This is a genomic window from Pseudoalteromonas sp. SANK 73390 (genome assembly GCF_054966645.1).
Genome location: NZ_ARPN01000103.1, coordinates 36,680 through 60,837, shown reverse-complemented (window position 1 = coordinate 60,837; position 24,158 = coordinate 36,680). Strand labels below are relative to the sequence as shown.

The following is a 24,158-nucleotide window of genomic DNA, read 5'->3' as shown; positions in this document are numbered from 1 at the left end:
TGCCACCTCACAACTTAGCAATATCAAGTGAAACGGCGTTGTCGTTGCCGTGATCATCTTGTTTGTAAAAACGAATGAAACGACAACTGTCTATAGCTGTTACAGATTCAGCGAGAATATCCATAGCGCGCTGCCACTTGCCCGTGTCATCAGAGATTTCAAGCCTGCGTAAGCTTAATATACGCTGTGGGTTGATAGTTCCTTGCTTATCAGTAGAAAACACCTTATTTACGATGGCTCGAATGTTCTGATTACCGCCTTCTGTCCATTCGTCTAAGCATTGGTCGATTAGTTCTTTGGCAAGCTGTAGCTCTGGCCCTAGCTCAATTCTTTCTTGAGACTGTATTTTTACAGCCAGTTTGTTATCGAAAGAACGTAGCGTGACATTGCCTTTTTTACCACCTAGGTTAACGCCGTATTCTTGAGCCAGTAATTCCATAAACTCGTCTGCTTGCTCCATTTGCAACCTTTTAAACGCTAAAAGCTCCGCTTGTTGTTTCTCAGCCAATGCAACAGCGCTCTTTACAAATTCATCTTTTATTAGGTCGGTTTGTTTTATGTTTGCAATGGCTACTAGATTGCCTTTGCCATCTTTCATAAAGCCTTCAGGTACATCAGTCATGGCGTATCTCCGTCGAATTTGCTTCATCCATCCCCTTTAAAAACTCAAGCTCAAGTGCTTGTGAAAGCACGTTTTTAAGCTCTGTGTCGTTTAGATCAGGAAAAGCATTTAGAATGGTTTGTTTCAGTTCGGGTAATGAGTTCGCGTTTTGTGCAAACGCATAAATTTGTTCAACTTGTTTGCTGGTTACAATGTCGAACTCATCAAATGTGGTCACATCCATGTGTGCGTTGTCCTCGCCTGCAAAATCCTGTTTTGCAGCACTGGCTATACCCTTGCCATCGTCCTTTACTTCCAGTAATTCTTCGTCTTTTTGTGGTCGAGGTACGCCTAAGGTGCGGTAAACATAATCAACACCCACATCAACTAATTTGGCCGTTTCTTTTATCGTGTTTACAGACTCTAAGTTGATTTCTTTACGATCACGAAATACGTATTTCGGAGCTGCGCCCCCGTCAAAGTTGACCTGGTGAATAGTCTCTAAAATTTGATTGCGGTAACTAGCTACCAACGCCCTATCAGCTCTTTGGTTTTCACCAGCGCGTTTAGCATGAGTTTCAGAAGCGGCCCGCGCTCCGCCATTGTTTTGCTCAGTTGCGAGAGTTTGCGATGTAATAGCTTTACTCATTTCAGAGTTGCAAAGTTGAATGAGTTGGAGCTGTACAGGTTCGCCTGAAATTTTGCTTTCTAGTATTTCAATGCTGGTATCATCAGGAATTGTTGCGATCCCGTCTGTTATCAGCTTTGCCAACCCTTCCATCAGCTTGTCTACTTCATTGTCTTGAGTGCCTACCGGGTATTTACCGATAGGAAATGGCACCCCAAACCTTTCGCACAGTTGCACAAAAAACTTGAATCCCCCGTGTTTAAAGGTCCACGGCCAAAAACAACTGCTCAATAACGCAATACCATATGGGTTTTTGCTCGATGGCATATGGCGCACACAGGTCCAGCGGTGCTCATGAGTTGGCTCGCCTTGGGGATTTTCTTTTGTTTTTACTAGCAGCTCGTGATCAGCATTGAAAGCAAATCGACTCGCTGGCCATGTTTGTATGCTTGAAGGGAGCCAGCCATTTTCTGACTTAACAAACTTGCCTAGATGCGTGACAGAAAAACCATACAAAATAGCGCTATAGTTGTGCCAGTCTGCGTCCATCCACTCAGTATTAATGCATGGGCGCTTAGCAAAAAATGCTTTTGCTTGCTCGTAGCTTTTTAAGCTTGCAGCATCGTCTGCACCAGGAATTAACTCGGCATTAAATGCGAACATACCAGCGCGTAAACTACGTAGCTCACCAATTACGTGCGCATCACGCGCAATTTCGTCATATATTAATGCCGACTTACCAGCCCTGCGCAAAATAGGGTCTGGGTTTGGTAGCTCCCGCATTAAACTCCATAAAGCGGGGTCACTTTGCGACATATTAAATAGTTGTTGAAGCTTGCTATAGCTTTTAGACGATAGCCTTGGTTTAGCCATGATAGCCCTCGATGTTTTTAACGACTTTTGTACTGCGGATACGCGGCAATCCACCTGCCCCAGTGCTTGCGATCATCCATAAAATGTCTAATGAGCAACTTAAGTCGTAGTGGTGGCCGCTTTGCTTTTCAGGCCAGTTTTCTAGCTCATCCAAAAGCAATGTACAGCGTGATTTAAACGCTATTTGAGCGGGAGAATTAGTAACGTATGGCTCAAGTGCGCCAATGCGCTCTTCCTGCGATATACTCGATGTGACGCCTCTAAGCGGCAGTGCAACGCCCTTCTCTAGGCCCCGCTTTATGTAGTCTTGGCGCATATACTCAAACGCCGAATTGTTTTCAAACCCCCAAACTAGGCAGTTATATTCGCGTTGTAGGTTTATTAAATCTGTCAGTAGCTTACTGGTACCGCGAACACGCCGACTCTCATATTCAACATGAAGCTTTTGCAGCTCACGACAGAAAAAGCCCACCAATAATGCGCTAGGGTCCGCCGTACTGGTTTTGCCCATACTTGGGTCACATGCGCCATACGGTATCCATAGCTTGAGTCGGTCAACCCAAAACTCAAACTGAAAAAATATCTGCTCTTCGTCTGACTTGGCGATCCCTTGCATTTCGCGGTTAAACTCGCGTTTATTTGCAGCCCACATCGCCATTAAATCATAAAGGGAACGTACACATGGCCAAGACGTTTTGGCTCCTTTGCTCATTGCCCGTTTGTTTTTGATCCAAAACTTAAATGAGGGTTTGTCTTCTTTGGCTACCGCTTTACCCTTAGTAGCTGCATTTTTCTCAAACTCTTTGTCTTTGTGTAACATGAGTTCACGGCATTCATCCCAAAGGTCCATTCGCTCAGGAAACTGGCCAATTGCTTTAAAGCGGTGAACAATATGACCTGGTGCTGATTCGGCTCTAGAAATTGGGTCGTCATTGTTTAGAACGGTGTTAACACCGAGGTATTTTACTGTGCCATCTGGTGGCCCTAGGTACTGCACTGCGGCTTCTAAAAATGCCCAACGATTATCACGTTCGGTTGCGGAGCGGGCTTCTTTATCTGTGATAATATCATCACCCAATAACAGTTTAGGGCGCGCAGCACCATGGAATGCGCCCCGTACTGATTGCTCAGCACCACGACTTTCAAATCTCACGCCCTGTGCCGTCATAAATTCGCCTATTTTCCATAGGGCGCTGGCTTGGCATAATTCAGGAAAGTCTAGTTTAAGGTTGTTGTTATTGAGCAGCTCGGTTTTTACCACTTCGAGTGTTTTAGCGGGCATTTTTGCTTCAGCGCCAAAGAGGATCACAAAATCAATGAACAATGATGGCTTTGGTAATCCAGTTTCTTTACGTATTTTTTCATCTTGAAGCAATGCCAAGGCAGCCACATAGACAGGTGCAATTTTTACTGCAAGTGTTGATTTACCTTCACCACGGGGGGCAACAAACCAGTTCTTCCAGCCATTGCTGAGTGTGAGCGCTTCAGGAAACCATTTCATGAAATAATCTTGAAATTCAGACGGTACCTGACCATCATCTAGCCACATATGGTGCGGAAAGTACGTGTACACAAAATACTTAAAGTCACCACTGAGTACGCGCTTTCTACGAGCCTTTATGGCTTTAGGACTCGGGTCGATATTACGTTGTTTAGCCTCAATATCACGCCGCAAACTAGCCGTAATTTTGTCTATTTCATCTAAAAACTCTTTGCCTGAAATATCCTTTGCCATTACTCGTCAAACTCCGAATTAATGACAGGGCCAAATGCGGTCAATATTTCCGCCAATGCGGGGGTAAAATCAGAAAAGTGGCTATTACAGAATGTTGCAAGTTTTTGGCACACCTCAACAGCTACCGCGCGCTTAGCAATTGCACCGTTACCACCTCCCACTTTCATTACCTTGCTCATCATATCAGTGAGAGAACTCAGTATTTTTGTTCGCTGATCAATGGTTAATGAGTCTTGCTCAGCTTTGAGTAAGTCAAACGTCGCAGCGATTTGGATCGTGAACTCTTCAAGAAAGTCGGTAGCAAATTCGCCTATGGGGCTTTCTGATTTTCTTGATGCAGCGCGCGCTAAATCCCAATTGTCCCCCGCTTTTCGGCTATCACTTTTCCAACGCCTAGCAGTGGCTTCAGGCACGCCATGTGTTACCGCTGCAACGGTTAGCGACAGTAAATCATTAACATAACTATCGCGGACTTTGTTACGTTTTTCTTCTGAGTGCGCCATAACTAACCACCCATTTTTGCGCGCAGAACTTCAGAAACTAAATAAACAGCAAAACCAGCTGAGCCACCGTAGCCAGCTATTTTCAGCCGAATATTTGTGACCTTAGTTTCTACTTCAGCTATGCGCTTTTCAGTTTTTTCAACACGAGCGGTGAGGTCGATTTTTATATCTGTCACTTCTTTCAATATGGCGCTTTGCGTTGCTTCTATTTGGCCAATTGAGTGAAACAGTTTGTTTTCTTGCTCCGGGGTCATAGTTGCCACTCCCCCGTTCTGATCTGAACAGCTAGTTGCTGCGCTCGGTCACCTACTTGCTCTGCCCAGCGTGAATCTAACATTTCAGTTGATGCGGTTTCCCAGTCACCAGCTTCTAGTGCTGCGATGGTTTTTTTAAAGTTGAGTAGCCCAGAAATGCCCAGGTTAAACGCCATGTTAATGATTGCGCCTTTTCGGGGAGGGTTGCATTTTGAAAGGTCAATTCTCAGCTCAACCAGCCGAGTAAAGTGGTTAATATCGTTGTTTAGAAGGTAGTCTATCTCATCATCAGACAAGCCGCGTGTTTCGAGGTTTCTGCCAACACCGGCAGAGATATAACCACCAGGGCAAACATAAGCAATGTGCTTTTTGCCTTCGTGGTTTATCAATTGCTGTTTAAGCTTTTCCATACCATTGCCCATAAGTGGTTAATTGCATGGTTAGTTTGGCAGTTTGGGTAGCGGAAATTAGCTGTAAAACGTTTTACACAGTGCGTGTTTGGTGGGCTTATTTAGACTAAATTAAAAAACGACCTACTGCAATCATGGTCGTTTCAAGTGCGTTTAAACATGGTTTAAAGCGAGTCTAAAAACGGTGAGTTATCTACCTCTCCTATTGCGGATGCCATAACGCTAAACGCTGTTAATGCACCGTCAAAACTAGATGAGGTTGCAATGTACCCACAATTATCGCATATGATACTAAATTGATAATGTTTTACTGTGTATAGACAATCGGGGTTGTTAGTCCCGCAGTCTGGACAATTTACCTTCTTAAGTTTCGATGGTTTTACGCCTAACGCGTCTAGTTTCGCTTTAATGCTTGGTGTTTGTGCACTCATAAATCTTCTAACCCTAACTCTAAGCGAGGCAAGTTTGCGTAGATCTGGTCGGCATCAGTCACGACACCTCGCAGCTCACAATGATTTACGACGTTACCAGATACAGCTTGGTATTTTTCAGCAACTAGTCGAGCTAAATCATGCTCATCAATTTCAGCTACACCATATAACTCATTGGTATCAATTCGTGCATCTTTCCAAAGTAGTACGACAAATGTATCCATTTAATATCCCTCCATGCTAATTTCTGACTCTTCTTCGCAATGTTGACATTGAACATTCCCAGTACTTAATTCTTCTAAAAAAACCTCAGTACCCTCTTCACAATGAGGGCATCTTGCAACAACATTGAAGCTTGTAATTATGGCTTGTTCGCTCATCTCAACTCTCCTAACTCTTTTTTCGCTTGGGCCAGTTCGTCGTCTAGGCCCATCAGTGGTAGATTTAACTGCAATCTACCTTGAATGTATTTTTGTGAAATGTTCAGTGCTAGCTTGTAGTGAAACTTGCTTGGTTTATCACTCCACGCTAGCTGCTGAGCGGTTAAATAAACAATATTGTTACCATTCATAGGGGTAACTCAATTTGCTTGTGTTTATCCCCTTTTTGGTCGAGCCACAGTTCTATTGCCTGTTGGTCTAAACCCGTTTCGTTCAATATCCCTGTAATACGTTGCCGAGTTAAACCAAAGCGCTCTACTAGCTCGTTGATGTGTTCACCATTGTTGTATGCCTCTACAATTTGTTGGTTTCGTAGCTGTGCCAGCACCTTTCCGGGTGTTGGAATTTGATAATTCTTAGCCCCGTGGTTTTTGGCTATTTGCAGCGACAATTCGCTACCAAATATGCGACAAAACTCATGTTTGTGTGATGGCTCTACGGGTATATAAAACGTCTTGTTTTTATGCTGTTTTAATAGCGACAGCGCCTTTTCAACACCCAGTATTTCAACAAACTGGCGTACACCGTGGGGCAACAACTTAATGTCGATGTATTGTTCAGTCGTCATCGAGAAGCCCGTCCAAACTGTATGCTTTATCAATTGCTCGTTTGTCTAGCTCGTCTTCAAGCTGCCAGCGCTTACGGCAACGCTTAACATCTTTTGCACTGGGTGGGCGTGAGCCCACGTTTTCGGTGTATGGTTGATTGACCGCAAACTTATTAAACTCGTTGGTTGTGTCCATCTGTTTGCCCTCTTGCTAACCAGTTCTTGAGTATCTCGATCAATGTTTGCCAGTGGCTTTTTGCTTTGTATAGCGACTGGCCGTTGGTGTACTTAGCGCAAAACGTGTCACAGGCTTGCTTGCTATCAACATCAACAAGCCCCTTTTTTGCTAGCAGCCCCCACAGGCGGTAAATGTGGCGTAGCGCTTCAGGTAGCGCGGCTTCTCTTTTTGGCTTGGTAGCGTTCATACCGCGATAGCGCTTTAACAACTGTTTTTGCTCATTGAGTGTTAGTTTTTTACAGGTAGAAACCCGATAGCGACTTACTTGCAATACGTTTTGACGGTGTGCGTCATCGCTAATATGCGCGTAGCGCTGAGCTGCTTTGATTTGTTGAATGAGGTTCATTAGGCCACCTCTTCTATAACAAAATCAGGTAGTAAGCTGAACTTTTTGATTTTTACATCCCACTCTTTCCAGTCAGACTCGTACAGTGCTGCTATGTCGCTATAGCGCTTGGTAAATTCACTGGTAAAACTTACCGATGAATTAACCTTTTCAAACCGCTTGCACTCATATAGCTTAGCGCCTAGCAGTATTGCGAATGCCGCTTTAGTGTTACCGTTAACGCTGTCGAGGATTGTGCCGTTGGGGTCGTACTTACCCAGTGTGCTCAACATTCTGGCGTTGTTAATGTTGTTGTTAATAACGAACTTGGCACTAAAAAAGCCCTCGTTAATTTCTATTGAATATGGCATGTTATTTATTCCTGTTGATTAGCCTTGTTGCAGCAAGGCTTTAACTTACTTAAGGTTTAAAATGGACTTCAAAGAAATGGCTACCTATTGCGGCGAAATAAAAGCAGCCCTTGTAAGTGCTTTATCTGCTTCGCAAACCAAAAAGCTACGACAAATAGTTTCACGAATGTCTTCACATCAATATATTGAGGCGACAACCGTGTACAGGCCGCAGTCGCTGGCTCTTTTAGAAGCACTTCTAGCAGCGGCTCCTGCTGGAATAAGCAACGACGAAACTGCTCTTGCTGATGTTCTAACCTTTGTGCCTTCGCTTGACGACGACGCTGAGCAAGTTCGATTTTATGTGGTTGTATGCCAACTGAACCAAGCTGAGCAGTTTTACAACGAGCTGGCTGAAGCATCTCAGGTGGTCGATCACATGGTTCGTGATGTTGATCGCGTTCTTGCTGCATCATTTGTGTGGCAAAATCTACAGAATTCTGATTATTACTATTGGCCGTTTGAGGGAGAACCCCCTCAAGAGCCTGAGCTTCTATTAACGTCTGGTGTTCATTAGTCATGATGAGATCCTCAAATAGTTGGTTTGTTTAAAATCGCTGAGAAGATTGAATTGACCATTAATCGGTCGACCTTCTTATTCGGGTTTTTGCGTATGTGAGTAAGCAAATGTGGCAATAGGTTTTCGACCAACATACGTGCGTTACCCTCAACGCGTTTGTGTAGCCATTGCCACCATTTTTCGTTGTCTTCAGCCACTTGAATGGTGTTTTGGGTAAGCTCAAAAAATAGGGTTTTTATGTCAGTAACAGGTAATTCACCAACGGGGCTTGGCCAAAAGCACACACGGCTTGAAATAAGCTCGTAACGCTCTTCGCTTTGTAGTTTGTCAATCAGCTTAATGTTGCCAACAAGCACAACACCTACGCGCGCTTGGTCTGAAATGGTCCGTAGTGGGTCAAGCGCGTTAGGGCGGCACTTGTCGGCCTCATCTAAAATAATCAAACGCTCAGAATCTTTTAGCGCATTGATGATTTTTTGTATGCGCTTGTAGTTAGAGGCTTTAGGAATACCCAATTGAATCGCTAGGCTTTCAAGAACCTGTGTTGATGCGGTTTCTTCACTGCCGTATATAAGCAATGCATCGTCGTGATCATCACAATAGCGCTCAATGCCTTTGGTTTTACCCAGCCCCGCTTGACCAGCAAATACGGCTATACGGCGGCGGTCACGGGCTTGCTCACACGCCATTTTAATTAAGTTAGGTACGCTGGTTTGTACAAATGGCACCTCACCGTAACGTATACGTATTGGCTTGCTTTCAGCGGTTTGTACAGGCTCAGCCTCTTGAGCATCTAACTCGGCCGCAGGTTCTAAAATGGCCCAAATTTCGTGTAAATATTTAGCAGGGTTTGCAGCATACTTACCGTTTAACAATTGGCTGATCATGCCAGGGCTTTTACGCAAACGACTAGATAACGTGCTGCTTGTAACCCCTTGGCCGCTTAGTTCTTTGGCTTGCATACGCTTTTTAATGCGCGCTAGTACGAGTTTGTCGTCTTCAGAGTAGGTGTTGCTGATAGCTGACTCATCACCAAAGTTTTCAGCGTCAAAGTCGCCAAAAAAATGCTGCCAAAGTTTGTCTAACACCTTTTTAGGGTTTATTGGGCTTTGGCCGTTTAAAACAGTGTTCACTTGGTCTAATGGCCAGCCTAAGCAATATTCTGTAGGGCTGATGTTAAACAGCTCAATCTCGGCGTTTAAAATGGCCACCTGCTTTTGCTGTAGCTCGCTGTAGTGCGGTGTAAATTTCATTTATTCGTCCTCCAATACAAATACTGGCTCGGGCTTGTGTTCGTCCAAATCCACAGAAAAATCGTTAATGTCTAGGTCGTAGGTTTGCGGTTGTTTTTGGGTCAGTGCGTTGGTGTCGGCGGCGAATACTTCAACTGCTTCAACATCAACAATTCGCGTAAGCGAGTCTTCACGCTCAACTTTGCGGATGGCTTTGAACAAGCGCTTTTTACGGTTGTGCTTGCGCTCTAACCTACGTTGTTCGATACGTGAATCAGGCACGGCCTGCACTTTCGATTTGAGGTATGCAATCATCAAAAACTCACCTGTTAGCTCGTACAGGTGTATTTGGTCGTCTGACTTCATGCTGTAACCGGCAATAAGTTTTTGGCCGTTAAACTGGAATAGGTAATCTGCTTTGTAGGTGCGTTTATCGTGCACAACTTGGCCACGACGTACGTTAACTTCAGTTTTAGTTAGGTAGTCAAAATCAACGCTGGCAGGCTTGCTTTGCTCAAAGTTTTCGTCCCACACTTGGTTGCGTGTTTTACCCTTTTCCTCTGGGTGCTCGCTGTTGTGGTATTCGTTTAGCCACGCTTCAAATACGGCGATCCACTCTTGCAAAGTAGGTAGTTTTTGTTTGCCTTGCTTAACTTCCTTCAGGTACTTAAGCAAAAAACGGTTATCGTGATCTTTACCGCAGTACGTAGGAAACTGTTTACCTACGTTCTCTTCCATATCTAGAAAAAACCGCTCTATCCATTTAGCTCGGGCATTGCCTGGTATCGCAAAAATGGGTTCAATATCCAACTGAGCATATACGCCGCAGTTTTCATCACACATCATGTGGTTTTTGTAGCCCGAACCATTATCGACGTAAATCATGTGTGGTTCGTGGTTTAACTCTTTTATTGAGTCAGTGAGAGCGCGTAGTGTTGCTTGTGAGTTTTCAGCAATGCTTAAATCCCATGCGACTATTTTGCGGCTACGCACATCTTGAAACGCTGTGAGTTCATAGCGGAATGACTCGCCACTTTCACTGTGTTCTAAATGAACATCAATCGTGTGGCCATCGCCGTTATAGATAAACCCAGCGGGTATATTCGACGTTGTGCGTAACTTAAAGTCTTTGTGCTTGTCGTTGTAAATTTTGTTACCGATGCGGTACGGGCTTTTTGGGCCTAAGTCGTGTGGCATTTTGTTAATAAAGCGCCTAACTTCTGCCGCTGTGGTTTTGTAGCCCTCTTTGTTGAGCGTTCGTGAAACCAGCGCAAAGCTAGGTGAATTTGGGCAATGGTAAAATTCTAGAGCCTTTGCAGCCCATAGAGGTGTGGCGGCTACCCTGCCCTTGTTGTTTGGCAGCAACCCCTCAGTGCCATTTTCTTTGTAAGCATTGAGCCAGTTAAACGCTGTTGCTCGTGTGGGCACTTTGCCAAGTGCGGTTATCGCGTTATGCATCGCAGGCGAAACAGTGCCATTGTTAAACGACTCAATTAGCGCTAAGCGTGCGTTATCTGTGCTTAAGTTACTCGCAATTAAGTGTTTAACTACGGTTAACCTGTTTTGCGCTACCTTTCGTGCTTTATCAGTGGCTTCTGCCCAAGTTGATTTACACTCGGTAGACGGTAAGTTATTAAACTTAATAACGGCTGGGTGCATTAGTTATCCCCCTTGTTTAAATCGAGTTTAAAGCTCTCTAAAAGGCGCTCGCGCTCTGTGTCTACGTATTGCCACTCGGCATCGTCAAACTGTGGTAGGTTGTCGATACCCTGCACGTGATCGCCAAATTCCATATGTATTTGGCCGAGCATGGTGCCAATTTGGGTGTAGATGCTGGCGTAGGCGTGATGTACAACCTGTGCTGCACTTATGCGGTCTGTTAAATCGAGCGAGCGTAGTTCGCACAGTTGGCGAATCCCCATTTGCGCTTGTTGAAGTGCTTCGTTTAAAAGCTCGGTATGTACAATCGCGTCTTTGCGTATCTCGCTAATAAAAATCGGCATATCAAAGCGGGTTGTTGGCGCTTTGCGCATGCGCTCGTTTTCAAGCTCGTTGATTGTGTGAGCGAGCGTGTCTTCTAGCTCGGTTTTTTTATCGATCAGCTCTGCGACTTGTTCGCGAATATTTGTACTAGCGGTTTCAGCCAGCACTTCGTAGTCTTCATCGTCCAACTCTTTAAGTGTTTCGATAGGGACTTTGGTTAGTTCGGTAAGTTGCTTTTGGGACATATTCAAAAGCGACACCGTGTCGCTTTTGCTCTTTGGTAACTTCATGAGCATTTTTGATACAGCCATAGCACGTTGCGCTGTTCGCTTGTGAATGCCCCTTTCTATTAGCAATTCATTAAAGTGGCCGTGGCCGACCTGAGCTTTAACATTTATGAGAATAAGCCCCATTTCCGCCGCATCACTAAATTGGCGATTGGCTAAATGGGTAACTCTATCCATGCAACCATCGATAGATTCAGGCATAACAACATGTAATGTGCCTGCGTATTTGTCGATTTGATGCATAATCTCATCAGCCGACTCACCACCAACCATGGCAACTAGCTCTTTACTCATAGCAAACCCCAAATTTTAAGCAGATCTTGGTCTTTGATTGTCATGGTTTTTCCTTAATTAATACTTGGGGGTGAGTTCGTCTAAGAGGGTTTGCTTTTGTATTTTGAGCCGCTCAATCTCAACATCAAACTCAGCGGACTGTTGTAGTTTTTGTGCACGTTGATCAACGGCTCTATACATTAACGGCTCAAGTAAAATGTTTGCTGGCTCGATGCTCTTAAGCGCCCATATAAGAGCAGGTAAATAATGGATTGGCATATAATTAGGTTGGCTCGGTGCTAACCATTTATTCAGCTTCGTATCATCTACTTCACATTCCACAACTTTTAACGCCTCATTCATGCGAGTCGCTAGCCCGTGTCTAGAAAATCCGCTTCTACGAGAGCAGGCATTAACACAATGAGTAAACTGATGGTAAACGTCACAATCAGGTGGTAAATCAGAGCACAATATGTCAGTCATTAGTTCTGTAAGCTTCATAGTAAAAATCTCCGAAAATTAACCTAGATTTAACTTAGGCCTAGAGCCATGCTTGGCTTAGGTACGGGTTTTCCTGCTTTGATGGCGCTTATGACTTCTGACTTGCGAGAGGTACGATCTTTTGGACCTCGTTTATTCTTTTTGACGTATAAGTCTCCAAAAACGGCTTCTATGGATCTGTCTAACGAAAGGCATATAGCTTTAGCAACTCTTTCTGATTTGGATAAGCCTTTAGCTACGTTTGTAACGTGTGAAGCTGATACTTCTGTCGCCTCCGCTATATCTGCGAGCTTCACGTCTACTTTTGTTAGTTCTGTCTTAATCTCTTCGAATGTCATTTTTTGTCTAGTCATGGTAAATTTAACCTTATGCTTAATTTGTTTTGGTAAATTACGTTACCGATATTTCATGAAAGAGATTAGTGGTAAATATAATTACCGTCAAGCGGTAACTAAATTTATTTTATTTAACTTAAAAGGTGTTGACGGTCACGATGCTTACCGATAGTATTTTACAGACAGACATTGAAAACGTGATTAGTCGCTTACGGGATAAATTTAAAGTAAGTAGTAATAGAGCGCTTTCTGAGCAGCTAGGCCTTTCACAAAGTGGAATTGCAATGGCTAAGAAAAAGGGTTCGTTACCGTATGCGGCGATTGTTAGTGCATGTATTCAGAGGCAAGTTTCGCTAGATGATGTATTTGGAATTGAAGCTGAACGAAACTCTGTCGATGGCTCTCAGAAAAAATTAGATGAATCTAAATGTGACAGTAAAGATACTGATTATTCTGTTGCGGATGCTGTAGCGGCAAATTCGCTAGTAGAAAAGATTCTAGATGACTTAATGTTTACTAAAAATTTACCAGCTGACAAAGAGCTTTTTATACGAGCCAAGTTAAGACCTGTTTTATTTAACAAAGTGTTCGAGTACCAGTTTAATGAGGTTATGGTTAAAACTGTTGCAGAAGGAGCTCTGGTTATGCTGTAAGGAAATTTAAATGAAACCTTTATCAAAATTGATATTAATTTTAGCTAGCGCAACTTTTAGCGCAAACTCTCTTGAAACCTTACCAGACAGAGCTGTGGTTGAACGTATGAATGCTGATTTGTTATTACCTAACGGTAGCATTCTAAACGTAGACGTTTCGTTTGACTGTGGAAGCGATTATCACAACACCGCCCTGATGGTTATGAGCGACTCTGGAGCAAGACTGCTAGCAGCTGCGTTTACACATTTATATGGAGAGAAATACGGGCAGCAAGTTATTGATGCATGGAATACTAAAAAAAATGCAGACGACCCACGAAAACCTACCTACCTTTTCGCTATTGCACCACGTGAAAAAGAATACACTTGGAAAAATAAAACCGCACAAAAGGTTCACAATAAATTAACTCATGGTACACTTGGCTACCATCAAAGTGAACGTCAACTTGTAAATGATAAGAATGATTTAGAAGAAGCGTTGGATATTCCTATTCTTGCTGCTGGATGTGGTACAAAGATTCATAATCCGCAAGCTGTACAATAACACTAGGAGCGCGGCTTTTTTAGCCGCATATTAGACGGAAACTACACCATGCGTGCTTTAACATTTTTGCTTGCAGTCCTATTTCAATGCATTTTTTTTAGTGCTTATGCTTTAGAATTACAACACCTTAACACTGTCACTCAAGACTCTAAAAACTTCATGTACTTTTCGTCACATGATGGTGTATATAGGTATGATGGAGAGCATTCGTTAAACGTGAGTGAGTTTAGCGAGCTACCAAGAGGAATGGTTAAGGATGTCCAAGTCGCAGAAGATATGAATATTTTAATAGCACTGTATCAGAATGGAGATTTGTGGACTCTCAATCTAACTGATCTATCAGTTAAAAAAATTTCAAATACAAATGCATACAAGCTAACCACGTTTAAAAACAAAGTTTATGCGATGGATGAAAGCGAGCTGACAGAATTTGATTTGAATACCTTTAAAGCTAAAGCTATTTTCTCTGGTAAAAAAAAGATCTTTGATATAGATGCAGGTTTTGGGAATGTATATCTAATAGCTAACGATGGACTATACGTAATTGGTGACTTGGGAATAAGGCAACTAGAAGCCGCTGAAATTAACAAAGGCGAAGTTGAAGCTACCCCTCATGGAGTCGTTTATACAAAAAATAGTAAATTACACTATCATTCACTAGCACAGGCTGTTTCAATAACAAATCCTACAATTGAAGACCCAGAAAATCTAACCTTCCAGATGCCCTACTTGTTATATTACACATCGCAAGGTCAGGTTCATGAAGTCAAATTGTCTACATTGGAAGTTAGTCGTAAAAATATTGCGAGTGCCCCACGCTCATACATCAATCTATATTCAGACAAAAATGACGTATTGTGGGGGCTAACAATGAATCAATTCATGCTTGTTGATGGTCAAAATAAAATAACAGACGTCAATCTTGACTCTCAATACAACTCAATTGAATATATTGATGGCAAGATTTGGCTTGGTACAAGTAAAGGGATGTTCACGCATACCAACCAAGGGCTTGTAAAATTAGATTGGTTAGACAACGCTTTACCAAAGCAGGCGTTTGATGTTACAGCTATCAAAGTCTTTGCAGGTTATGTTGTTATAGGTACTAGCTTAGGTGCATTTAAAGTTGATACTTCAAAAAAGCAGGCCTCTCTATTAAGTTCTGACTACATTATCAATGTATCAATCGTTGATGGCCGCTTAACATTAGCGACGAATAATAGCGGTATTATTCAATATAACAGCAGTTACGATGTAATTAGCTTAAATCATTTAAATAGTATTTTACCCTCTAATGAGGTTTTGAATGTTGATAAGTTTAACGGTGTAACTTATGTGAGCACATCTAATGGCTTAATGAGCTTTGATGAAATGGGAAATGGACAACTAGAATTTGATAAAGATGTACTAGTAACAGATGTTGAACAATTAGGCAGTGAAATTTATCTAGCTACGTATGGTAAGGGTTTATTCAGAAAGGTAGAAGGGGGTTGGCAACCAATTCCATCACCCAGCTTCATAATTGAGCTTAACGTTATACACAGTAAAATGTTTCTTCAAACAAATAACGGAATACACCGTTTAGATAAAGGCGCTGAATATACTGCCTCCATTCAAGGGACTCTAGATCATTCATTCAGTACAAATAGCATTCGCTACGTTGGCAATAAAATTTTGGCGGTAAGTGACCGCGGGTTACTGACTATTTATGATGATAAAGATGACGAACCAACACCAGTAAAAATAGTGTTTACTCAGTCAAAGATTGGAACGCTAACAGGCGCAAAGCTTCATACATTAACTGGCGATTGGTTAAACATTGCAGTTTCAGCATTTGACTATTACTCAGAGAAGAAAGGTACGTACCAATACAGGTTAGATCAAGGTGATTGGATCATGCTGAATTCTCCTATGCTCCAATTAAATGGCCTGCAAGAAACATATCATAAAGTCGAGTTCCGATACCTCAAAGGCAACAGAGTTAGCGGAATTACGAGTTTTGAATTTAAAGTTCCTGTTGCTTGGTATGCTTCAAGTTTCGTGTTGTTTGCATTGTTGGGAGTAATAGCGTTACTTGTAACTTTCTTTTTTAGTGCACTATATTTCTGGGTTCAGAGCTTTCATAAGGTTTATAGGAAAAACCAAACACAATTCCAGCAATCAAGAGTTACTCAGGCAGTCGTTAATTTAAATGCGGCCAAATCGCTTTGCGGAGGGGATGAAACGATGTTGTCAGAAGGCTTAGTAAAAATTCAGGACACCTTAGATTGCCTCGAACCGATGGCCCACGGCGGCGCAAGCTTAGGTGAAAACTCATTATCGGCAGGGCTAAACTTGCTACAAATTCAGGCATCTATGCAAGCGGTTATGGATATAAAGTTTAGGTTTACTATAGGTGAAATGAGGTTGGACGCGCAATTAGAACGAGACATTTACTCTGTGCTATACCACTCAGTTAAGAATGCAATTGAGCACTCTAATGCGAATAACGTTACTGCTAGCTTGTTACTACAACGCGATAGTATAGAAGTTAGTATTGAAGATGATGGTAAAGGCATACCGCTGCGCTCGCGTTGTCACTTTGGTACTGGGTTTTACACAATTCGGCAGATAGCTACGGCATATAATACAAAGCTGAAAATCAAGTCTGGCCGCTCGGGTACTTCTATTTTGCTTAACTTTCCAATCGTTGAGCCAAAGCCCTTAAATAAGCAGTCAAGCGGCCAGCAGGTAGTCAGCTTTTAGTGTCTATCGGTTTTAATTTGTAGGTGCAAACGTCGTGTATACGTCATCAGCTTTTCGAACTACCTCGCCTAGCTGATTTACTGTGAGTAACGACTGTTCTCTTTGCACGTAAACTTCACTCCCTTTAACCCTTCCACCATATGAGTTTGTTGCTGTGTAAGTGATAAAGTGACACCAGTAACCATAGTCAAATTTAGGCGAAATATTATCTGTAAAATCCATGTTGCTGGCATAACACTTATAGCTATCTACACTAAGCACCTTAAGTGACTCTGGATCTTTAAGAGATGATGGGATATATGCATAAGCTGACTTGGTTACTGCCTCTTTCTCTATTACATTTGGATATTTTAACTGAGCAGTAGCACTATATATACTTTCTGTTGATTGACAGCCATTCAGTAGCGCGGCTGTTGTGATCATAAAAATTACACGTTTCATTTGTAGATTCCTTCTGTTGAGTATCAATGTAAATAAGTTCTCAGGTTGGATACTGCAACACTCCATACCTTATTAGCGATTTCTTCAAATCCATTAGCCTTACAAAATGCAATGGCATTCTGCCCCGCCATTTCAACTGCAATATGTTCAATACCAAACTTAGGCGCAACTGACACAAAGAACCTGAGTAAATCGGTGCCGTGGCCACGGCGCGTTTTATCAAAATAGATCCTTGCTATCACTAGACTATTTGCATTGTAAACTTTGTAGTAGTCGGGCTTGTAACGAAGGTAAAGCTCCAATTTGCTGCGCCTAACATCAACAGTTTTACCAAAGCTTGTAACATCGGCTGGGTCTGTTTTATAGTTAAAACGCGCTTTTAAATAGGTGTTTAACTCAGCGTTAAATGCTGATATTTCGGGGTATTCATCCATTAAGTAACTCCCTGTTCTTCATCTTTCTTGCATAGCTCTCTATATGCGGCTTTTAACGCCACATATTCAGTGCTACTGTCTGTCAGAATGTCATTGATGTGGTTAACTTGCGCTCTAATGGATAGAAAGCCAGGGCTTTGATCATCTGCTAGGTCATGAAGTTCTTCTGATAATAACTTCTTTGCGTCCCAAACCGCGCGTTGATAGTCAATTTTGTCTACGGTATCAATAATTACTTTCAACAGCTCAGGGTTAGTGATCTTGTCTTGGTTGGCTAATGTGATCATGGCTGTGCGAAACGCCAACGTTACATAATGCACGTATATTCTTGACGAGGGTTCGTTGTAACCGACTTGCATTTGCAGCGTAGCCTCATGTAGTAGCGCCGCGTGATTTGGATAGCGCAAAACATTGTAACGCCACCGCACCAATTCGTGTTTATCAAATTTGCCCTTACGGTAGTAATGAACAAACACCGCAAAACCTACGACCAATAAAATCAGTGGCAGCGTGAACTTTGCAATTTGAGCATTATGCTCCATTTGTTTTTGTATCACTTCGCTATCTTCACTATCCGATGGCTCATAGGGGAAATTTGCTGAGGCTGTAAAAGTCATGCAGGTGAGAACTAAAATGATGAACCGCTTAAGCATGTAAAATCCTTGTTAAATAAAACCATGGAATTGTAATTTAATTGACAGTGCGTAGCAACGATGATGAGGATGATAGGTTTCAACTATTTTTAGAAATATACACTTTATTATTGTTTTTATTTCTCTACTTAATACTATTTGATTTGAAATTATACAAAACAAGGAAATTTATATGAGTAGACATGATAGTCGTTCAGATACGGCTGGTGCTTTTGCGTTTATTGTTCTTGCTATAGCAGCATGGGCTATATGGCAGTTTAAACAGTTAACTAATTTGCCATGGGAACTTAGTATCGAAGTGTTAGGGTACATTGTATTGTGCACAGTGTCTTACGGGGCGGTGCGTCTAGCCAGTATTTCAGTGACTATCTGGCCACTTTTGGTGTTTGGGATTTATTGCTCGTTATTCCCCGCGTTTGACTATTGGGGTGGTGTGTCTGATGAGTTGATACTTAGCCATGTAATAGAAAAGCCATGGTACACACTATGGTATGTAAAAGCCCTTATCTCAGTTGCTATTGTAGCGGGGGGGTACACTCTAGACAGTAAACGTCAAGAGTGGTTTTAGTTTGGTTGGGCGGTTAGTATTTAACCGCCCTTAAACCTACATTCAGTAACACCAACCACCCTTCTTACCCCCGTTTTTAAAATAACGCCTCAAACACGCTCTACGCGCTTTAAACTCATTTGCAGTAGTCTGGTTCATCTAAAAACCGTTTAAACAAATTTAAACGCCGTTTAAACACGGTTTAAACATGGTTGTGTGTGATTGTGTTGGGTGGGTTTGTGATTGGATGGTAAAAAGCGCGGCAGGAGTTACTTTGGTTGCTGTTATCCTTTTAGGGGAATCATGTCTATTATTAGTTTTCCCCTTGTGCCGTAAAATGATGTTCCTACTACGGTACCAGTTAAAGACACTATAAATAAAAGGACACCTTTATGCCAAATATAACCATAGAAACAGTTCAGGATATAATTAACAAAGCCCAATTAGCTTACTCTCAACCAAGAGAGTCTAGAATAACAAGTGGGACGGACATTTCTTTGGAGGAGCTATCTTCAATTTCAAAGGAAGAACAAGCACTAAAAGAAGCTGTAACAGCTCTTACAAAAGACGAGTTAGCTGAATTAGGTGCCATTATGAAATTGGGCAGAGGTGAAGGTGGAGAAACAGCTGAAGATTTTGACGATTTAGTGGCGGAGGTTCCTAAGGATATAAGAGAATATGCTAACTATATTTCTGATAAAGCTCCCTTAGCAAAATACCTTAAAGATGGATTAAGTAAATTGGGTATTGCAAATTAAAAAGCTACTCCAATCAATTTTTTGATACAGGCTAGTTTAAGCCTGTATCTTTTAAGTTAGGCGCTGACAGTTTGTGTTTTCCAGCTCTTTAATCCCATGAATCGCCGCCTGAATTGCTAAAACTTGATGAACTTGAGTTGCTTGATCCCGAATCGTAATGTGACCAACTTGGGCTACTGCTACTAGATGTATGCGAAACAGTAGACTCAACAGTGCGTGATGTATTGTCTGGTTTAGCTAAATCAACCCCAACACAATGGTTTGGCATGTGGTCTAACCCCTCATGAACAACGCTTTGTGTAACGTTGCCTGTGGTATCAATGAGTGCGTGGTGTAAATCTGTTTCGGTCACATGCTCCCCCGCTGCGTCAAAAACATCATCAACAATTAAATGCCAGGTTAACCACTCATTAGTTGCTGTGTGATAAACCTGCGTGCGACCCCCATGCACCCGTCGAAAACTAAACTCAGCTAGTTGGTATTGCTTTTTCGGCTTCTTTTTAAAGAGTTTGAATAGGTTAAACATTTTTTCTGCCCTTCTTTTTAGGTAACTGAATTGAAAATACGGGGATGTCGTCTTTGCGTGGCTGTACGTCTTTAAGCACTGTTTTCATTAATTGGTATGTTTCAGGTGCGCTATTTCCTTTTGACCAGTCGTATCCGACCTCACCCAAAAACGTTGCTTCAATGTCATCCCAGTGTTCAGCAATCGCTTCCCAATACGCGCTAACATTTGCCATGTTTGGTATGCGTTCGCGCAGTTCAGGCACTGCGTTTAGAAGTCGCAAGCAGCGGTTAAAATCGCCTGGGTCACTAGGATGGGTGGTATTTTCAGTCGGTATACTAAGTAGTTTAAACGCCATGCATTGCGCACTCAGGCCTAATTGTTTAGCGGCGAGCAGATGTAAAACAGCGCTGTGTTGGTCGAGTATTCGTTTTTGGTTCATGATATTGGCCTTTGGTTAGATTAACGGTGATTCTGAAGGTCGTTCTAGATAGTGTTGCATTTGCTCTACATTCCAATCGGGGCTCATATGTTTTGTGAACTTATCGATGGCGTTTTGGTCAAGATTCGTAAAATAAAATTCAGCTCGTAATTGTGCCGCGTCTGCGGGGCCGCTGAACGTTGCACCAATATCTACTTCAGTACCGCAAGCGCAATAGAGAATGATAGAAATTTTAGGTGGGTTGCTTTCTTGTTCATCATCCGTGCACTTTCTAATGAGCACCTGAAAACCATTTGATTCGTAAACTTTCGCAAATTTATACATAAGTTAGACCTTAAATAGTTGATCGTTTTGTTTTCGGTGTTTAGTCTAAATAAATGGCGTAACTTGTTTATATGTAAAACGTTTTACAGCTAACTTCTCTCCTACCATTCGCTAATCTGTGCTCATGATATTTAACGAGAGTGAGCACGATGACCACCAAAGCAAACAAGGCAAACACGTCTTTTGATTGGTTTGAAATTTTCAAGGCCGGCACACATACCGACTCGGCAGGTAAAGAGAACGAATTTACCAAAACGGACCTGGCAAGCGTTGTTGAAAACTTTAGGCCGAAGGCTTCCCCGCTTGTTGTTGGCCACCCAAAAACTGACGATCCCGCATGGGGCTGGGCCTCTGAACTCAAAATAGAAGGCGATAGCTTATTTGCCCGTGCTGAAGACGTTGATTGTGACTTTGCGCAAGCGGTGGAGAACAAACGCTACCCTAACCGTTCTGTACGACTCACCAAAACTGAAAGCGGTTATGAATTGGCACACATAGGCTTTTTAGGCGCTAAGCCGCCAGCGGTTGAGGGCATGGCGTGGCAGTTCAGCAAAGATGAAGATGGTACAGAGGCCGTGGTGTTTGAGTTTGCAGCCAGTGACCGCATCGAGCGCATGAGTATTGATACAACCCGCAGCCTAGTTCGCCTTGTGAGTAATCTAAAGCGCTTTATAACCGACCGATTCGGTAAAGAAGAAGCCGACCAAGTATTTAGTGATTGGGAAGCGGAAAACCTTCAAGAGCAAGCAACCCTTTCTGAACATGAGCGCCAGCAGGCGCAAGATGCGGACTTTGCCGCAGCCCCACCCCAACAAGAGGACACGCAAGTGAGTGACAAACCGAAACCAACCGAAGCCGAAGCGGCATTGCAAGCCAAACTGGACGCGTCGAACAAACGCAATGCGCAGCTTGAATACAACGCGCGTAAACGTGATGCGCAGACATTTATTGATACTGAAGTTAACGGTGGTAAAGCCCCGCGCTTAACCGTAACTGATGGTATTGCTGACTTTATGGCATCGCTAGACAGTGGTACTGAGCAAACATTTGAATTTTCAGCAGCAGACGGCAACGACAAGCGCGAAGTTAGCCAAAGTGAATATTTCAAATCGTTGTTAAAGTCGTTGCCGGAGCAATCGGGCTTAACCAAGGACTTTAGCAAGAGCGAGCAAGACGAACAAAACGGCGAGCTGAGTGCAACGCAGTTGGCTGCTAAGGCCCAAGACTTTCAAAAATCACAAGCTGATAAAGGGATAACTATCAGTATTTCTGAGGCAATGAGTGCCGTTATCCCTAAAGCGGAGTAAGAGCGATGGCAAACCCGGGATTAATAAAGAACTTTACAACACCGAGTGCGGTAGGCCAGTACCGAATTGTTTCATTCACCGGTTTAAAAGACCGTGAAGCACGGCAAGCAAGCAGTGCTGCTGAGTCTGTAGCTGGTTTGTCTGAACATGGCTCTACTGACCAAGGTCGAGTGGATGTTGTCATGTCAGGCATGAGCTATGTGGAATACGGCGGAGATTTAGCCGCTGGCGCACCATTTATTTCTGATGCAGATGGCAAAGCTATTGCCTTTGACCCAGCTAACCATGCAGAAGATGAACAAGTATGGATAGTTGGCCAAACGGTAGAAGCTGGCGATGCGGGTACCGTTGGTGTAGCCATTATTCGCCCAATGTTAATAGTTAAATAAGGAGTGAGTTATGTCTAATGGCATGCCATTTACACCGAGTGTTGAGCAAACAGCCGTCGCAATTGCCTATCGTAACACCGCGTTAATTGCTGATTTAGTGTGTCCTCGTTCGACAGTTGGTAAGAGAGAATTTAAATACAACGTGTACAAAAAAGAAGAGCGCTTTACAGTGCCAGACACGTTAATTGGCCGTAAATCTGAACCCGGACAGGTCGAGTTTACGGTTGACCAAGAAACCGATAGTTGTAGCGATTATGGTTTATCGGATGTCATTCCAAATGACGACGTTGATAACGCTCCTGAAAACTACAATCCTCGTAATCATGCTGTCGAGGCAATGACGGACTTAATTTTATTGAGTCGTGAAGTTCGCGTTGCGCAGATGTACGCTAAACCAAGCAACTATGCAAATACACAAAGCCTTGCTGCTGCTAATTATAAGAAGCTAAACAACCCTGATTTAGACATTTTGCCATTTATGCTCGAAATGCTGGATACGCCTCTGATGAGACCAAATACAGCGACGATGAGTCACCAAGTTGCGCGGGCCATTCGGACCAACAAAAAAATGATTAAAGCTTATAACGGCTCTATGGGTGAAGAGGGATTGGTACCTTGGGCGTTTGTAAAAGAAGCATTAGAACTTGACAACATCATGGTAGGTGCGAGCCGCGTTAACACGGCTAAAAAAGGGAAAGCACCGACTTTTGAGCGTGCATGGCAAGACATGTTGTCTTTTACCTATGTTGATCCATTGGCCAGTTTTCAAAATGACCGCATGACATTCTGTTTAACCGCACAGTATGGCCAGCGCGTTTCTGGTAATCGAGATGTTGCGGCGGGACTGCGTGGCGGTGTTGAAATAATGGTCGGTGAGACGGTCAAAGAAATAGCCTTAGCTAAAGATGCCGGTATTTTGCTAACCGAAGTTATTTAGATTTAGGCGGGCAACCGCCTTTACACGAGGTGAATATGTACGTAAACACAGAACACACAGTCAATAGCATAGGCTTAAATCTATTAGCACAGTTTGCTTCTGGGCGATTTGGCTACGACAGTGCAATACAGGAAAGCGACATTGAAACGGCACTATTTTCAGCCCCAGACGGTGACATACAGGAACGTATTTTAGAGTGGTTTGATGCAGCAAAGGCGAACACGCACAATTTGATTGCTGGGTTCGTAGGTAAATATACCCTGTCTGTTGATGAGGTAAAAAATAGTGTGATCCCATCAATCGCAACTGACTTGATGCGCTACGAACTGTGTAACAACGACAGCGACGAAAGTTACATTAAGCGCCGTGACTTTGCGATACGCCAGCTTGAGAAAATTGAAAAAGGTACGTTACAAGTTAAAGCGCCCTCACCTAGCTATAGCCCAGGCATGAAAACCGCTAAACCGATTTCTAACTTTAATTGGGATGCGTACTGATGGGTACCGTATTCGTTGAGGTGTCGGGTGATGCTCTGCGTAGCTTAGCAAACCTCTCTGATGTGAGTGCTAAGCCTGAAGAAGTGCTCGACGACATTGGTGCGTTTCTCGATTTAGACGTAACCGAGCGCTTTCGCCAAGAGCAAGCGCCTGATGGCTCCAAATGGGAGCAATCGGAGTCTGCAAGAACGGGGGTTGGGCGAGAGCCAGAAAAGCCCGGATTAACGTTGACCAACACACGTGATTTAGCAGGCTCTGTAACACATGACGCTGAGGGTGATGTGTTAGAGCACGGTATGGCTGAAGTGAAATACGCAGCAATTCATCATTTTGGGGGCGAAACGGGGCGTAATAAATCGGTCAAGCTCCCTGCTCGCCCAATCATTGGTATTGAATCATCGCAGACGAATGTCATTTTAGGCATGGTCAGCGATTGGTTGATTTAAACGGGTTTAA

36 protein-coding genes are annotated in these 24,158 nt (G+C 43.0%); 12 read left to right on the top strand and 24 right to left on the bottom strand.

Features of this window, described 5'->3' with window-relative positions; genetic code table 11:
- Positions 1 to 7 precede the first annotated feature (7 nt).
- The 14 genes from SANK73390_RS12215 to SANK73390_RS12150 all read right to left on the bottom strand — a co-directional run bounded on the left by SANK73390_RS12215 (position 8) and on the right by SANK73390_RS12150 (position 7,356).
- Positions 8 to 622 (bottom strand): DUF3164 family protein, encoded by a 615-nt coding sequence (locus tag SANK73390_RS12215; RefSeq protein WP_462766278.1) that lies wholly within the window; start codon positions 620 to 622, stop codon positions 8 to 10.
- Positions 615 to 2,102 carry a phage portal protein family protein gene (locus SANK73390_RS12210; RefSeq protein ID WP_462766277.1) on the bottom strand — a complete coding sequence of 496 codons (1,488 nt, stop codon included), beginning with the start codon at positions 2,100 to 2,102 and terminating at the stop codon, positions 615 to 617. The genes SANK73390_RS12215 and SANK73390_RS12210 overlap by 8 nt, the downstream gene beginning before the upstream one ends.
- A complete protein-coding gene (locus SANK73390_RS12205) occupies positions 2,095 to 3,837 on the bottom strand; it encodes a hypothetical protein (RefSeq protein WP_462766276.1) in 1,743 nt (580 codons plus the stop codon). The genes SANK73390_RS12210 and SANK73390_RS12205 overlap by 8 nt, the downstream gene beginning before the upstream one ends.
- Positions 3,837 to 4,340 carry a DUF1804 family protein gene (locus tag SANK73390_RS12200; RefSeq protein ID WP_462766275.1) on the bottom strand — a complete coding sequence of 168 codons (504 nt, stop codon included), beginning with the start codon at positions 4,338 to 4,340 and terminating at the stop codon, positions 3,837 to 3,839. The genes SANK73390_RS12205 and SANK73390_RS12200 overlap by 1 nt, the downstream gene beginning before the upstream one ends.
- A gap of 2 nt (positions 4,341 to 4,342) precedes the next feature.
- Positions 4,343 to 4,594, bottom strand: coding sequence for a hypothetical protein (locus tag SANK73390_RS12195; protein WP_462766274.1), 252 nt, complete (start codon positions 4,592 to 4,594; stop codon positions 4,343 to 4,345).
- Positions 4,591 to 5,004, bottom strand: a complete 414-nt coding sequence (locus SANK73390_RS12190) for a glycoside hydrolase family protein (RefSeq protein WP_462766273.1) — start codon at positions 5,002 to 5,004, stop codon at positions 4,591 to 4,593. Before SANK73390_RS12190 ends, SANK73390_RS12195 begins: the two co-directional genes overlap by 4 nt.
- 164 nt (positions 5,005 to 5,168) lie before the next feature.
- On the bottom strand, positions 5,169 to 5,435 hold the full coding sequence (locus tag SANK73390_RS12185) for a hypothetical protein (protein WP_462766272.1): 267 nt from the start codon (positions 5,433 to 5,435) through the stop codon (positions 5,169 to 5,171).
- Positions 5,432 to 5,659: a hypothetical protein gene (locus tag SANK73390_RS12180; protein ID WP_462766271.1), complete on the bottom strand. Its 228-nt coding sequence runs from the start codon at positions 5,657 to 5,659 to the stop codon at positions 5,432 to 5,434. Before SANK73390_RS12180 ends, SANK73390_RS12185 begins: the two co-directional genes overlap by 4 nt.
- Positions 5,660 to 5,815, bottom strand: coding sequence for a hypothetical protein (locus SANK73390_RS12175; RefSeq protein WP_462766270.1), 156 nt, complete (start codon positions 5,813 to 5,815; stop codon positions 5,660 to 5,662).
- Entirely contained in the window at positions 5,812 to 6,006 is a 195-nt protein-coding gene (locus SANK73390_RS12170; RefSeq protein WP_462766269.1) for a hypothetical protein, read from the bottom strand. The genes SANK73390_RS12175 and SANK73390_RS12170 overlap by 4 nt, the downstream gene beginning before the upstream one ends.
- Complete coding sequence (locus SANK73390_RS12165; protein ID WP_462766268.1) at positions 6,003 to 6,443, bottom strand: Mor transcription activator family protein; 441 nt, start codon at positions 6,441 to 6,443, stop codon at positions 6,003 to 6,005. The genes SANK73390_RS12170 and SANK73390_RS12165 overlap by 4 nt, the downstream gene beginning before the upstream one ends.
- Positions 6,433 to 6,618, bottom strand: coding sequence for a hypothetical protein (locus SANK73390_RS12160; protein WP_462766267.1), 186 nt, complete (start codon positions 6,616 to 6,618; stop codon positions 6,433 to 6,435). The genes SANK73390_RS12165 and SANK73390_RS12160 overlap by 11 nt, the downstream gene beginning before the upstream one ends.
- On the bottom strand, positions 6,596 to 7,006 hold the full coding sequence (locus SANK73390_RS12155) for a phage protein GemA/Gp16 family protein (RefSeq protein ID WP_462766266.1): 411 nt from the start codon (positions 7,004 to 7,006) through the stop codon (positions 6,596 to 6,598). Before SANK73390_RS12155 ends, SANK73390_RS12160 begins: the two co-directional genes overlap by 23 nt.
- The gene (locus SANK73390_RS12150; RefSeq protein WP_462766265.1) at positions 7,006 to 7,356 is read right to left on the bottom strand and encodes a hypothetical protein; all 351 of its coding nucleotides are present in this window, start codon (positions 7,354 to 7,356) and stop codon (positions 7,006 to 7,008) included. Before SANK73390_RS12150 ends, SANK73390_RS12155 begins: the two co-directional genes overlap by 1 nt.
- Before the next feature lie 61 nt (positions 7,357 to 7,417).
- Here SANK73390_RS12150 and SANK73390_RS12145 point away from each other — a divergent pair, with 61 nt between their 5' ends.
- A complete protein-coding gene (locus SANK73390_RS12145) occupies positions 7,418 to 7,912 on the top strand; it encodes a hypothetical protein (protein WP_462766264.1) in 495 nt (164 codons plus the stop codon).
- A 14-nt stretch (positions 7,913 to 7,926) separates the two neighbouring features.
- On the opposite strand, the gene SANK73390_RS12140 is transcribed toward SANK73390_RS12145, so the two are convergent.
- The 4 genes from SANK73390_RS12140 to SANK73390_RS12125 are packed head-to-tail and all read right to left on the bottom strand — an operon-like array spanning position 7,927 to position 12,191.
- Complete coding sequence (locus SANK73390_RS12140) at positions 7,927 to 9,168, bottom strand: AAA family ATPase (protein ID WP_462766263.1); 1,242 nt, start codon at positions 9,166 to 9,168, stop codon at positions 7,927 to 7,929.
- Complete coding sequence (locus SANK73390_RS12135) at positions 9,169 to 10,806, bottom strand: Mu transposase C-terminal domain-containing protein (RefSeq protein WP_462766262.1); 1,638 nt, start codon at positions 10,804 to 10,806, stop codon at positions 9,169 to 9,171.
- Positions 10,806 to 11,711 (bottom strand): hypothetical protein, encoded by a 906-nt coding sequence (locus tag SANK73390_RS12130; protein WP_462766261.1) that lies wholly within the window; start codon positions 11,709 to 11,711, stop codon positions 10,806 to 10,808. The genes SANK73390_RS12135 and SANK73390_RS12130 overlap by 1 nt, the downstream gene beginning before the upstream one ends.
- Before the next feature lie 57 nt (positions 11,712 to 11,768).
- Positions 11,769 to 12,191 (bottom strand): hypothetical protein, encoded by a 423-nt coding sequence (locus tag SANK73390_RS12125; protein WP_462766260.1) that lies wholly within the window; start codon positions 12,189 to 12,191, stop codon positions 11,769 to 11,771.
- A 48-nt stretch (positions 12,192 to 12,239) separates the two neighbouring features.
- On the opposite strand from SANK73390_RS12125, the gene SANK73390_RS12120 reads away from it, so the two are divergent.
- Genes SANK73390_RS12120 through SANK73390_RS12105 form a run of 4 tightly spaced genes read left to right on the top strand, consistent with a single transcriptional unit; the run spans position 12,240 to position 16,468 of the window.
- Positions 12,240 to 12,698, top strand: a complete 459-nt coding sequence (locus tag SANK73390_RS12120; RefSeq protein ID WP_462766259.1) for a hypothetical protein — start codon at positions 12,240 to 12,242, stop codon at positions 12,696 to 12,698.
- On the top strand, positions 12,685 to 13,179 hold the full coding sequence (locus tag SANK73390_RS12115) for a helix-turn-helix domain-containing protein (protein ID WP_462766258.1): 495 nt from the start codon (positions 12,685 to 12,687) through the stop codon (positions 13,177 to 13,179). Before SANK73390_RS12120 ends, SANK73390_RS12115 begins: the two co-directional genes overlap by 14 nt.
- Positions 13,180 to 13,189: 10 nt before the next feature.
- Positions 13,190 to 13,723, top strand: a complete 534-nt coding sequence (locus SANK73390_RS12110; protein ID WP_462766257.1) for a hypothetical protein — start codon at positions 13,190 to 13,192, stop codon at positions 13,721 to 13,723.
- 48 nt (positions 13,724 to 13,771) lie between these two features.
- Positions 13,772 to 16,468: a sensor histidine kinase gene (locus tag SANK73390_RS12105; protein ID WP_462766256.1), complete on the top strand. Its 2,697-nt coding sequence runs from the start codon at positions 13,772 to 13,774 to the stop codon at positions 16,466 to 16,468.
- Between the two features lie 12 nt (positions 16,469 to 16,480).
- On the opposite strand, the gene SANK73390_RS12100 is transcribed toward SANK73390_RS12105, so the two are convergent.
- From SANK73390_RS12100 to SANK73390_RS12090, 3 genes are read right to left on the bottom strand one after another with little or no spacing between them, the layout of a single operon-like run.
- Positions 16,481 to 16,909, bottom strand: a complete 429-nt coding sequence (locus tag SANK73390_RS12100) for a hypothetical protein (protein WP_462766255.1) — start codon at positions 16,907 to 16,909, stop codon at positions 16,481 to 16,483.
- Between the two features lie 23 nt (positions 16,910 to 16,932).
- Complete coding sequence (locus SANK73390_RS12095; protein ID WP_462766254.1) at positions 16,933 to 17,343, bottom strand: N-acetyltransferase; 411 nt, start codon at positions 17,341 to 17,343, stop codon at positions 16,933 to 16,935.
- Positions 17,343 to 17,996, bottom strand: a complete 654-nt coding sequence (locus tag SANK73390_RS12090) for a hypothetical protein (RefSeq protein WP_462766253.1) — start codon at positions 17,994 to 17,996, stop codon at positions 17,343 to 17,345. The genes SANK73390_RS12095 and SANK73390_RS12090 overlap by 1 nt, the downstream gene beginning before the upstream one ends.
- A gap of 172 nt (positions 17,997 to 18,168) precedes the next feature.
- On the opposite strand from SANK73390_RS12090, the gene SANK73390_RS12085 reads away from it, so the two are divergent.
- Both SANK73390_RS12085 and SANK73390_RS12080 read left to right on the top strand, forming a co-directional pair.
- A complete protein-coding gene (locus tag SANK73390_RS12085; protein WP_462766252.1) occupies positions 18,169 to 18,564 on the top strand; it encodes a hypothetical protein in 396 nt (131 codons plus the stop codon).
- 371 nt (positions 18,565 to 18,935) lie between these two features.
- Positions 18,936 to 19,301, top strand: coding sequence for a DUF3775 domain-containing protein (locus SANK73390_RS12080; protein WP_462766251.1), 366 nt, complete (start codon positions 18,936 to 18,938; stop codon positions 19,299 to 19,301).
- Between the two features lie 88 nt (positions 19,302 to 19,389).
- On the opposite strand, the gene SANK73390_RS12075 is transcribed toward SANK73390_RS12080, so the two are convergent.
- Genes SANK73390_RS12075 through SANK73390_RS12065 form a run of 3 tightly spaced genes read right to left on the bottom strand, consistent with a single transcriptional unit; the run spans position 19,390 to position 20,572 of the window.
- Positions 19,390 to 19,827, bottom strand: a complete 438-nt coding sequence (locus SANK73390_RS12075; RefSeq protein WP_462766250.1) for a hypothetical protein — start codon at positions 19,825 to 19,827, stop codon at positions 19,390 to 19,392.
- Positions 19,820 to 20,248, bottom strand: coding sequence for a hypothetical protein (locus tag SANK73390_RS12070; protein WP_462766249.1), 429 nt, complete (start codon positions 20,246 to 20,248; stop codon positions 19,820 to 19,822). Before SANK73390_RS12070 ends, SANK73390_RS12075 begins: the two co-directional genes overlap by 8 nt.
- Positions 20,249 to 20,263: 15 nt before the next feature.
- Complete coding sequence (locus tag SANK73390_RS12065) at positions 20,264 to 20,572, bottom strand: hypothetical protein (RefSeq protein ID WP_462766248.1); 309 nt, start codon at positions 20,570 to 20,572, stop codon at positions 20,264 to 20,266.
- 149 nt (positions 20,573 to 20,721) lie between these two features.
- Between SANK73390_RS12065 and SANK73390_RS12060 the strand changes: the two genes are divergently transcribed.
- The 5 genes from SANK73390_RS12060 to SANK73390_RS12040 are packed head-to-tail and all read left to right on the top strand — an operon-like array spanning position 20,722 to position 24,148.
- Complete coding sequence (locus tag SANK73390_RS12060; RefSeq protein WP_462766247.1) at positions 20,722 to 21,879, top strand: hypothetical protein; 1,158 nt, start codon at positions 20,722 to 20,724, stop codon at positions 21,877 to 21,879.
- Positions 21,880 to 21,884: 5 nt separating this feature from the next.
- Complete coding sequence (locus tag SANK73390_RS12055) at positions 21,885 to 22,268, top strand: hypothetical protein (protein WP_462766246.1); 384 nt, start codon at positions 21,885 to 21,887, stop codon at positions 22,266 to 22,268.
- Positions 22,269 to 22,278: 10 nt separating this feature from the next.
- Positions 22,279 to 23,205, top strand: coding sequence for a capsid protein (locus tag SANK73390_RS12050; RefSeq protein WP_462766245.1), 927 nt, complete (start codon positions 22,279 to 22,281; stop codon positions 23,203 to 23,205).
- Positions 23,206 to 23,240: 35 nt separating this feature from the next.
- On the top strand, positions 23,241 to 23,702 hold the full coding sequence (locus SANK73390_RS12045) for a phage protein Gp36 family protein (protein ID WP_462766244.1): 462 nt from the start codon (positions 23,241 to 23,243) through the stop codon (positions 23,700 to 23,702).
- Positions 23,702 to 24,148 carry a phage virion morphogenesis protein gene (locus SANK73390_RS12040; protein WP_462766243.1) on the top strand — a complete coding sequence of 149 codons (447 nt, stop codon included), beginning with the start codon at positions 23,702 to 23,704 and terminating at the stop codon, positions 24,146 to 24,148. The genes SANK73390_RS12045 and SANK73390_RS12040 overlap by 1 nt, the downstream gene beginning before the upstream one ends.
- Positions 24,149 to 24,158: the final 10 nt, after the last annotated feature.

What these genes read in the sequence shown, in the direction of transcription:
- SANK73390_RS12080 (WP_462766251.1), top strand. Translation starts at nt 18,936, where the DNA reads ATGCCAAATATAACCATAGAAACAGTTCAGGATATAATTAACAAAGCC.
- SANK73390_RS12045 (WP_462766244.1), top strand. Translation starts at nt 23,241, where the DNA reads ATGTACGTAAACACAGAACACACAGTCAATAGCATAGGCTTAAATCTA.
- SANK73390_RS12165 (WP_462766268.1), bottom strand. Translation starts at nt 6,443, where the DNA reads ATGACGACTGAACAATACATCGACATTAAGTTGTTGCCCCACGGTGTA.
- SANK73390_RS12150 (WP_462766265.1), bottom strand. Translation starts at nt 7,356, where the DNA reads ATGCCATATTCAATAGAAATTAACGAGGGCTTTTTTAGTGCCAAGTTC.
- SANK73390_RS12200 (WP_462766275.1), bottom strand. Translation starts at nt 4,340, where the DNA reads ATGGCGCACTCAGAAGAAAAACGTAACAAAGTCCGCGATAGTTATGTT.
- SANK73390_RS12095 (WP_462766254.1), bottom strand. Translation starts at nt 17,343, where the DNA reads ATGGATGAATACCCCGAAATATCAGCATTTAACGCTGAGTTAAACACC.
- SANK73390_RS12075 (WP_462766250.1), bottom strand. Translation starts at nt 19,827, where the DNA reads ATGTTTAACCTATTCAAACTCTTTAAAAAGAAGCCGAAAAAGCAATAC.
- SANK73390_RS12215 (WP_462766278.1), bottom strand. Translation starts at nt 622, where the DNA reads ATGACTGATGTACCTGAAGGCTTTATGAAAGATGGCAAAGGCAATCTA.
- SANK73390_RS12170 (WP_462766269.1), bottom strand. Translation starts at nt 6,006, where the DNA reads ATGAATGGTAACAATATTGTTTATTTAACCGCTCAGCAGCTAGCGTGG.
- SANK73390_RS12155 (WP_462766266.1), bottom strand. Translation starts at nt 7,006, where the DNA reads ATGAACCTCATTCAACAAATCAAAGCAGCTCAGCGCTACGCGCATATT.
- SANK73390_RS12145 (WP_462766264.1), top strand. Translation starts at nt 7,418, where the DNA reads ATGGACTTCAAAGAAATGGCTACCTATTGCGGCGAAATAAAAGCAGCC.
- SANK73390_RS12055 (WP_462766246.1), top strand. Translation starts at nt 21,885, where the DNA reads ATGGCAAACCCGGGATTAATAAAGAACTTTACAACACCGAGTGCGGTA.
- SANK73390_RS12195 (WP_462766274.1), bottom strand. Translation starts at nt 4,594, where the DNA reads ATGACCCCGGAGCAAGAAAACAAACTGTTTCACTCAATTGGCCAAATA.
- SANK73390_RS12105 (WP_462766256.1), top strand. Translation starts at nt 13,772, where the DNA reads ATGCGTGCTTTAACATTTTTGCTTGCAGTCCTATTTCAATGCATTTTT.
- SANK73390_RS12140 (WP_462766263.1), bottom strand. Translation starts at nt 9,168, where the DNA reads ATGAAATTTACACCGCACTACAGCGAGCTACAGCAAAAGCAGGTGGCC.
- SANK73390_RS12190 (WP_462766273.1), bottom strand. Translation starts at nt 5,004, where the DNA reads ATGGAAAAGCTTAAACAGCAATTGATAAACCACGAAGGCAAAAAGCAC.
- SANK73390_RS12210 (WP_462766277.1), bottom strand. Translation starts at nt 2,102, where the DNA reads ATGGCTAAACCAAGGCTATCGTCTAAAAGCTATAGCAAGCTTCAACAA.
- SANK73390_RS12120 (WP_462766259.1), top strand. Translation starts at nt 12,240, where the DNA reads ATGCTTGGCTTAGGTACGGGTTTTCCTGCTTTGATGGCGCTTATGACT.
- SANK73390_RS12125 (WP_462766260.1), bottom strand. Translation starts at nt 12,191, where the DNA reads ATGAAGCTTACAGAACTAATGACTGACATATTGTGCTCTGATTTACCA.
- SANK73390_RS12205 (WP_462766276.1), bottom strand. Translation starts at nt 3,837, where the DNA reads ATGGCAAAGGATATTTCAGGCAAAGAGTTTTTAGATGAAATAGACAAA.
- SANK73390_RS12050 (WP_462766245.1), top strand. Translation starts at nt 22,279, where the DNA reads ATGTCTAATGGCATGCCATTTACACCGAGTGTTGAGCAAACAGCCGTC.
- SANK73390_RS12175 (WP_462766270.1), bottom strand. Translation starts at nt 5,815, where the DNA reads ATGAGCGAACAAGCCATAATTACAAGCTTCAATGTTGTTGCAAGATGC.
- SANK73390_RS12185 (WP_462766272.1), bottom strand. Translation starts at nt 5,435, where the DNA reads ATGAGTGCACAAACACCAAGCATTAAAGCGAAACTAGACGCGTTAGGC.
- SANK73390_RS12135 (WP_462766262.1), bottom strand. Translation starts at nt 10,806, where the DNA reads ATGCACCCAGCCGTTATTAAGTTTAATAACTTACCGTCTACCGAGTGT.
- SANK73390_RS12110 (WP_462766257.1), top strand. Translation starts at nt 13,190, where the DNA reads ATGAAACCTTTATCAAAATTGATATTAATTTTAGCTAGCGCAACTTTT.
- SANK73390_RS12100 (WP_462766255.1), bottom strand. Translation starts at nt 16,909, where the DNA reads ATGAAACGTGTAATTTTTATGATCACAACAGCCGCGCTACTGAATGGC.
- SANK73390_RS12130 (WP_462766261.1), bottom strand. Translation starts at nt 11,711, where the DNA reads ATGAGTAAAGAGCTAGTTGCCATGGTTGGTGGTGAGTCGGCTGATGAG.
- SANK73390_RS12115 (WP_462766258.1), top strand. Translation starts at nt 12,685, where the DNA reads ATGCTTACCGATAGTATTTTACAGACAGACATTGAAAACGTGATTAGT.
- SANK73390_RS12040 (WP_462766243.1), top strand. Translation starts at nt 23,702, where the DNA reads ATGGGTACCGTATTCGTTGAGGTGTCGGGTGATGCTCTGCGTAGCTTA.
- SANK73390_RS12070 (WP_462766249.1), bottom strand. Translation starts at nt 20,248, where the DNA reads ATGAACCAAAAACGAATACTCGACCAACACAGCGCTGTTTTACATCTG.
- SANK73390_RS12160 (WP_462766267.1), bottom strand. Translation starts at nt 6,618, where the DNA reads ATGGACACAACCAACGAGTTTAATAAGTTTGCGGTCAATCAACCATAC.
- SANK73390_RS12090 (WP_462766253.1), bottom strand. Translation starts at nt 17,996, where the DNA reads ATGCTTAAGCGGTTCATCATTTTAGTTCTCACCTGCATGACTTTTACA.
- SANK73390_RS12060 (WP_462766247.1), top strand. Translation starts at nt 20,722, where the DNA reads ATGACCACCAAAGCAAACAAGGCAAACACGTCTTTTGATTGGTTTGAA.
- SANK73390_RS12085 (WP_462766252.1), top strand. Translation starts at nt 18,169, where the DNA reads ATGAGTAGACATGATAGTCGTTCAGATACGGCTGGTGCTTTTGCGTTT.
- SANK73390_RS12065 (WP_462766248.1), bottom strand. Translation starts at nt 20,572, where the DNA reads ATGTATAAATTTGCGAAAGTTTACGAATCAAATGGTTTTCAGGTGCTC.
- SANK73390_RS12180 (WP_462766271.1), bottom strand. Translation starts at nt 5,659, where the DNA reads ATGGATACATTTGTCGTACTACTTTGGAAAGATGCACGAATTGATACC.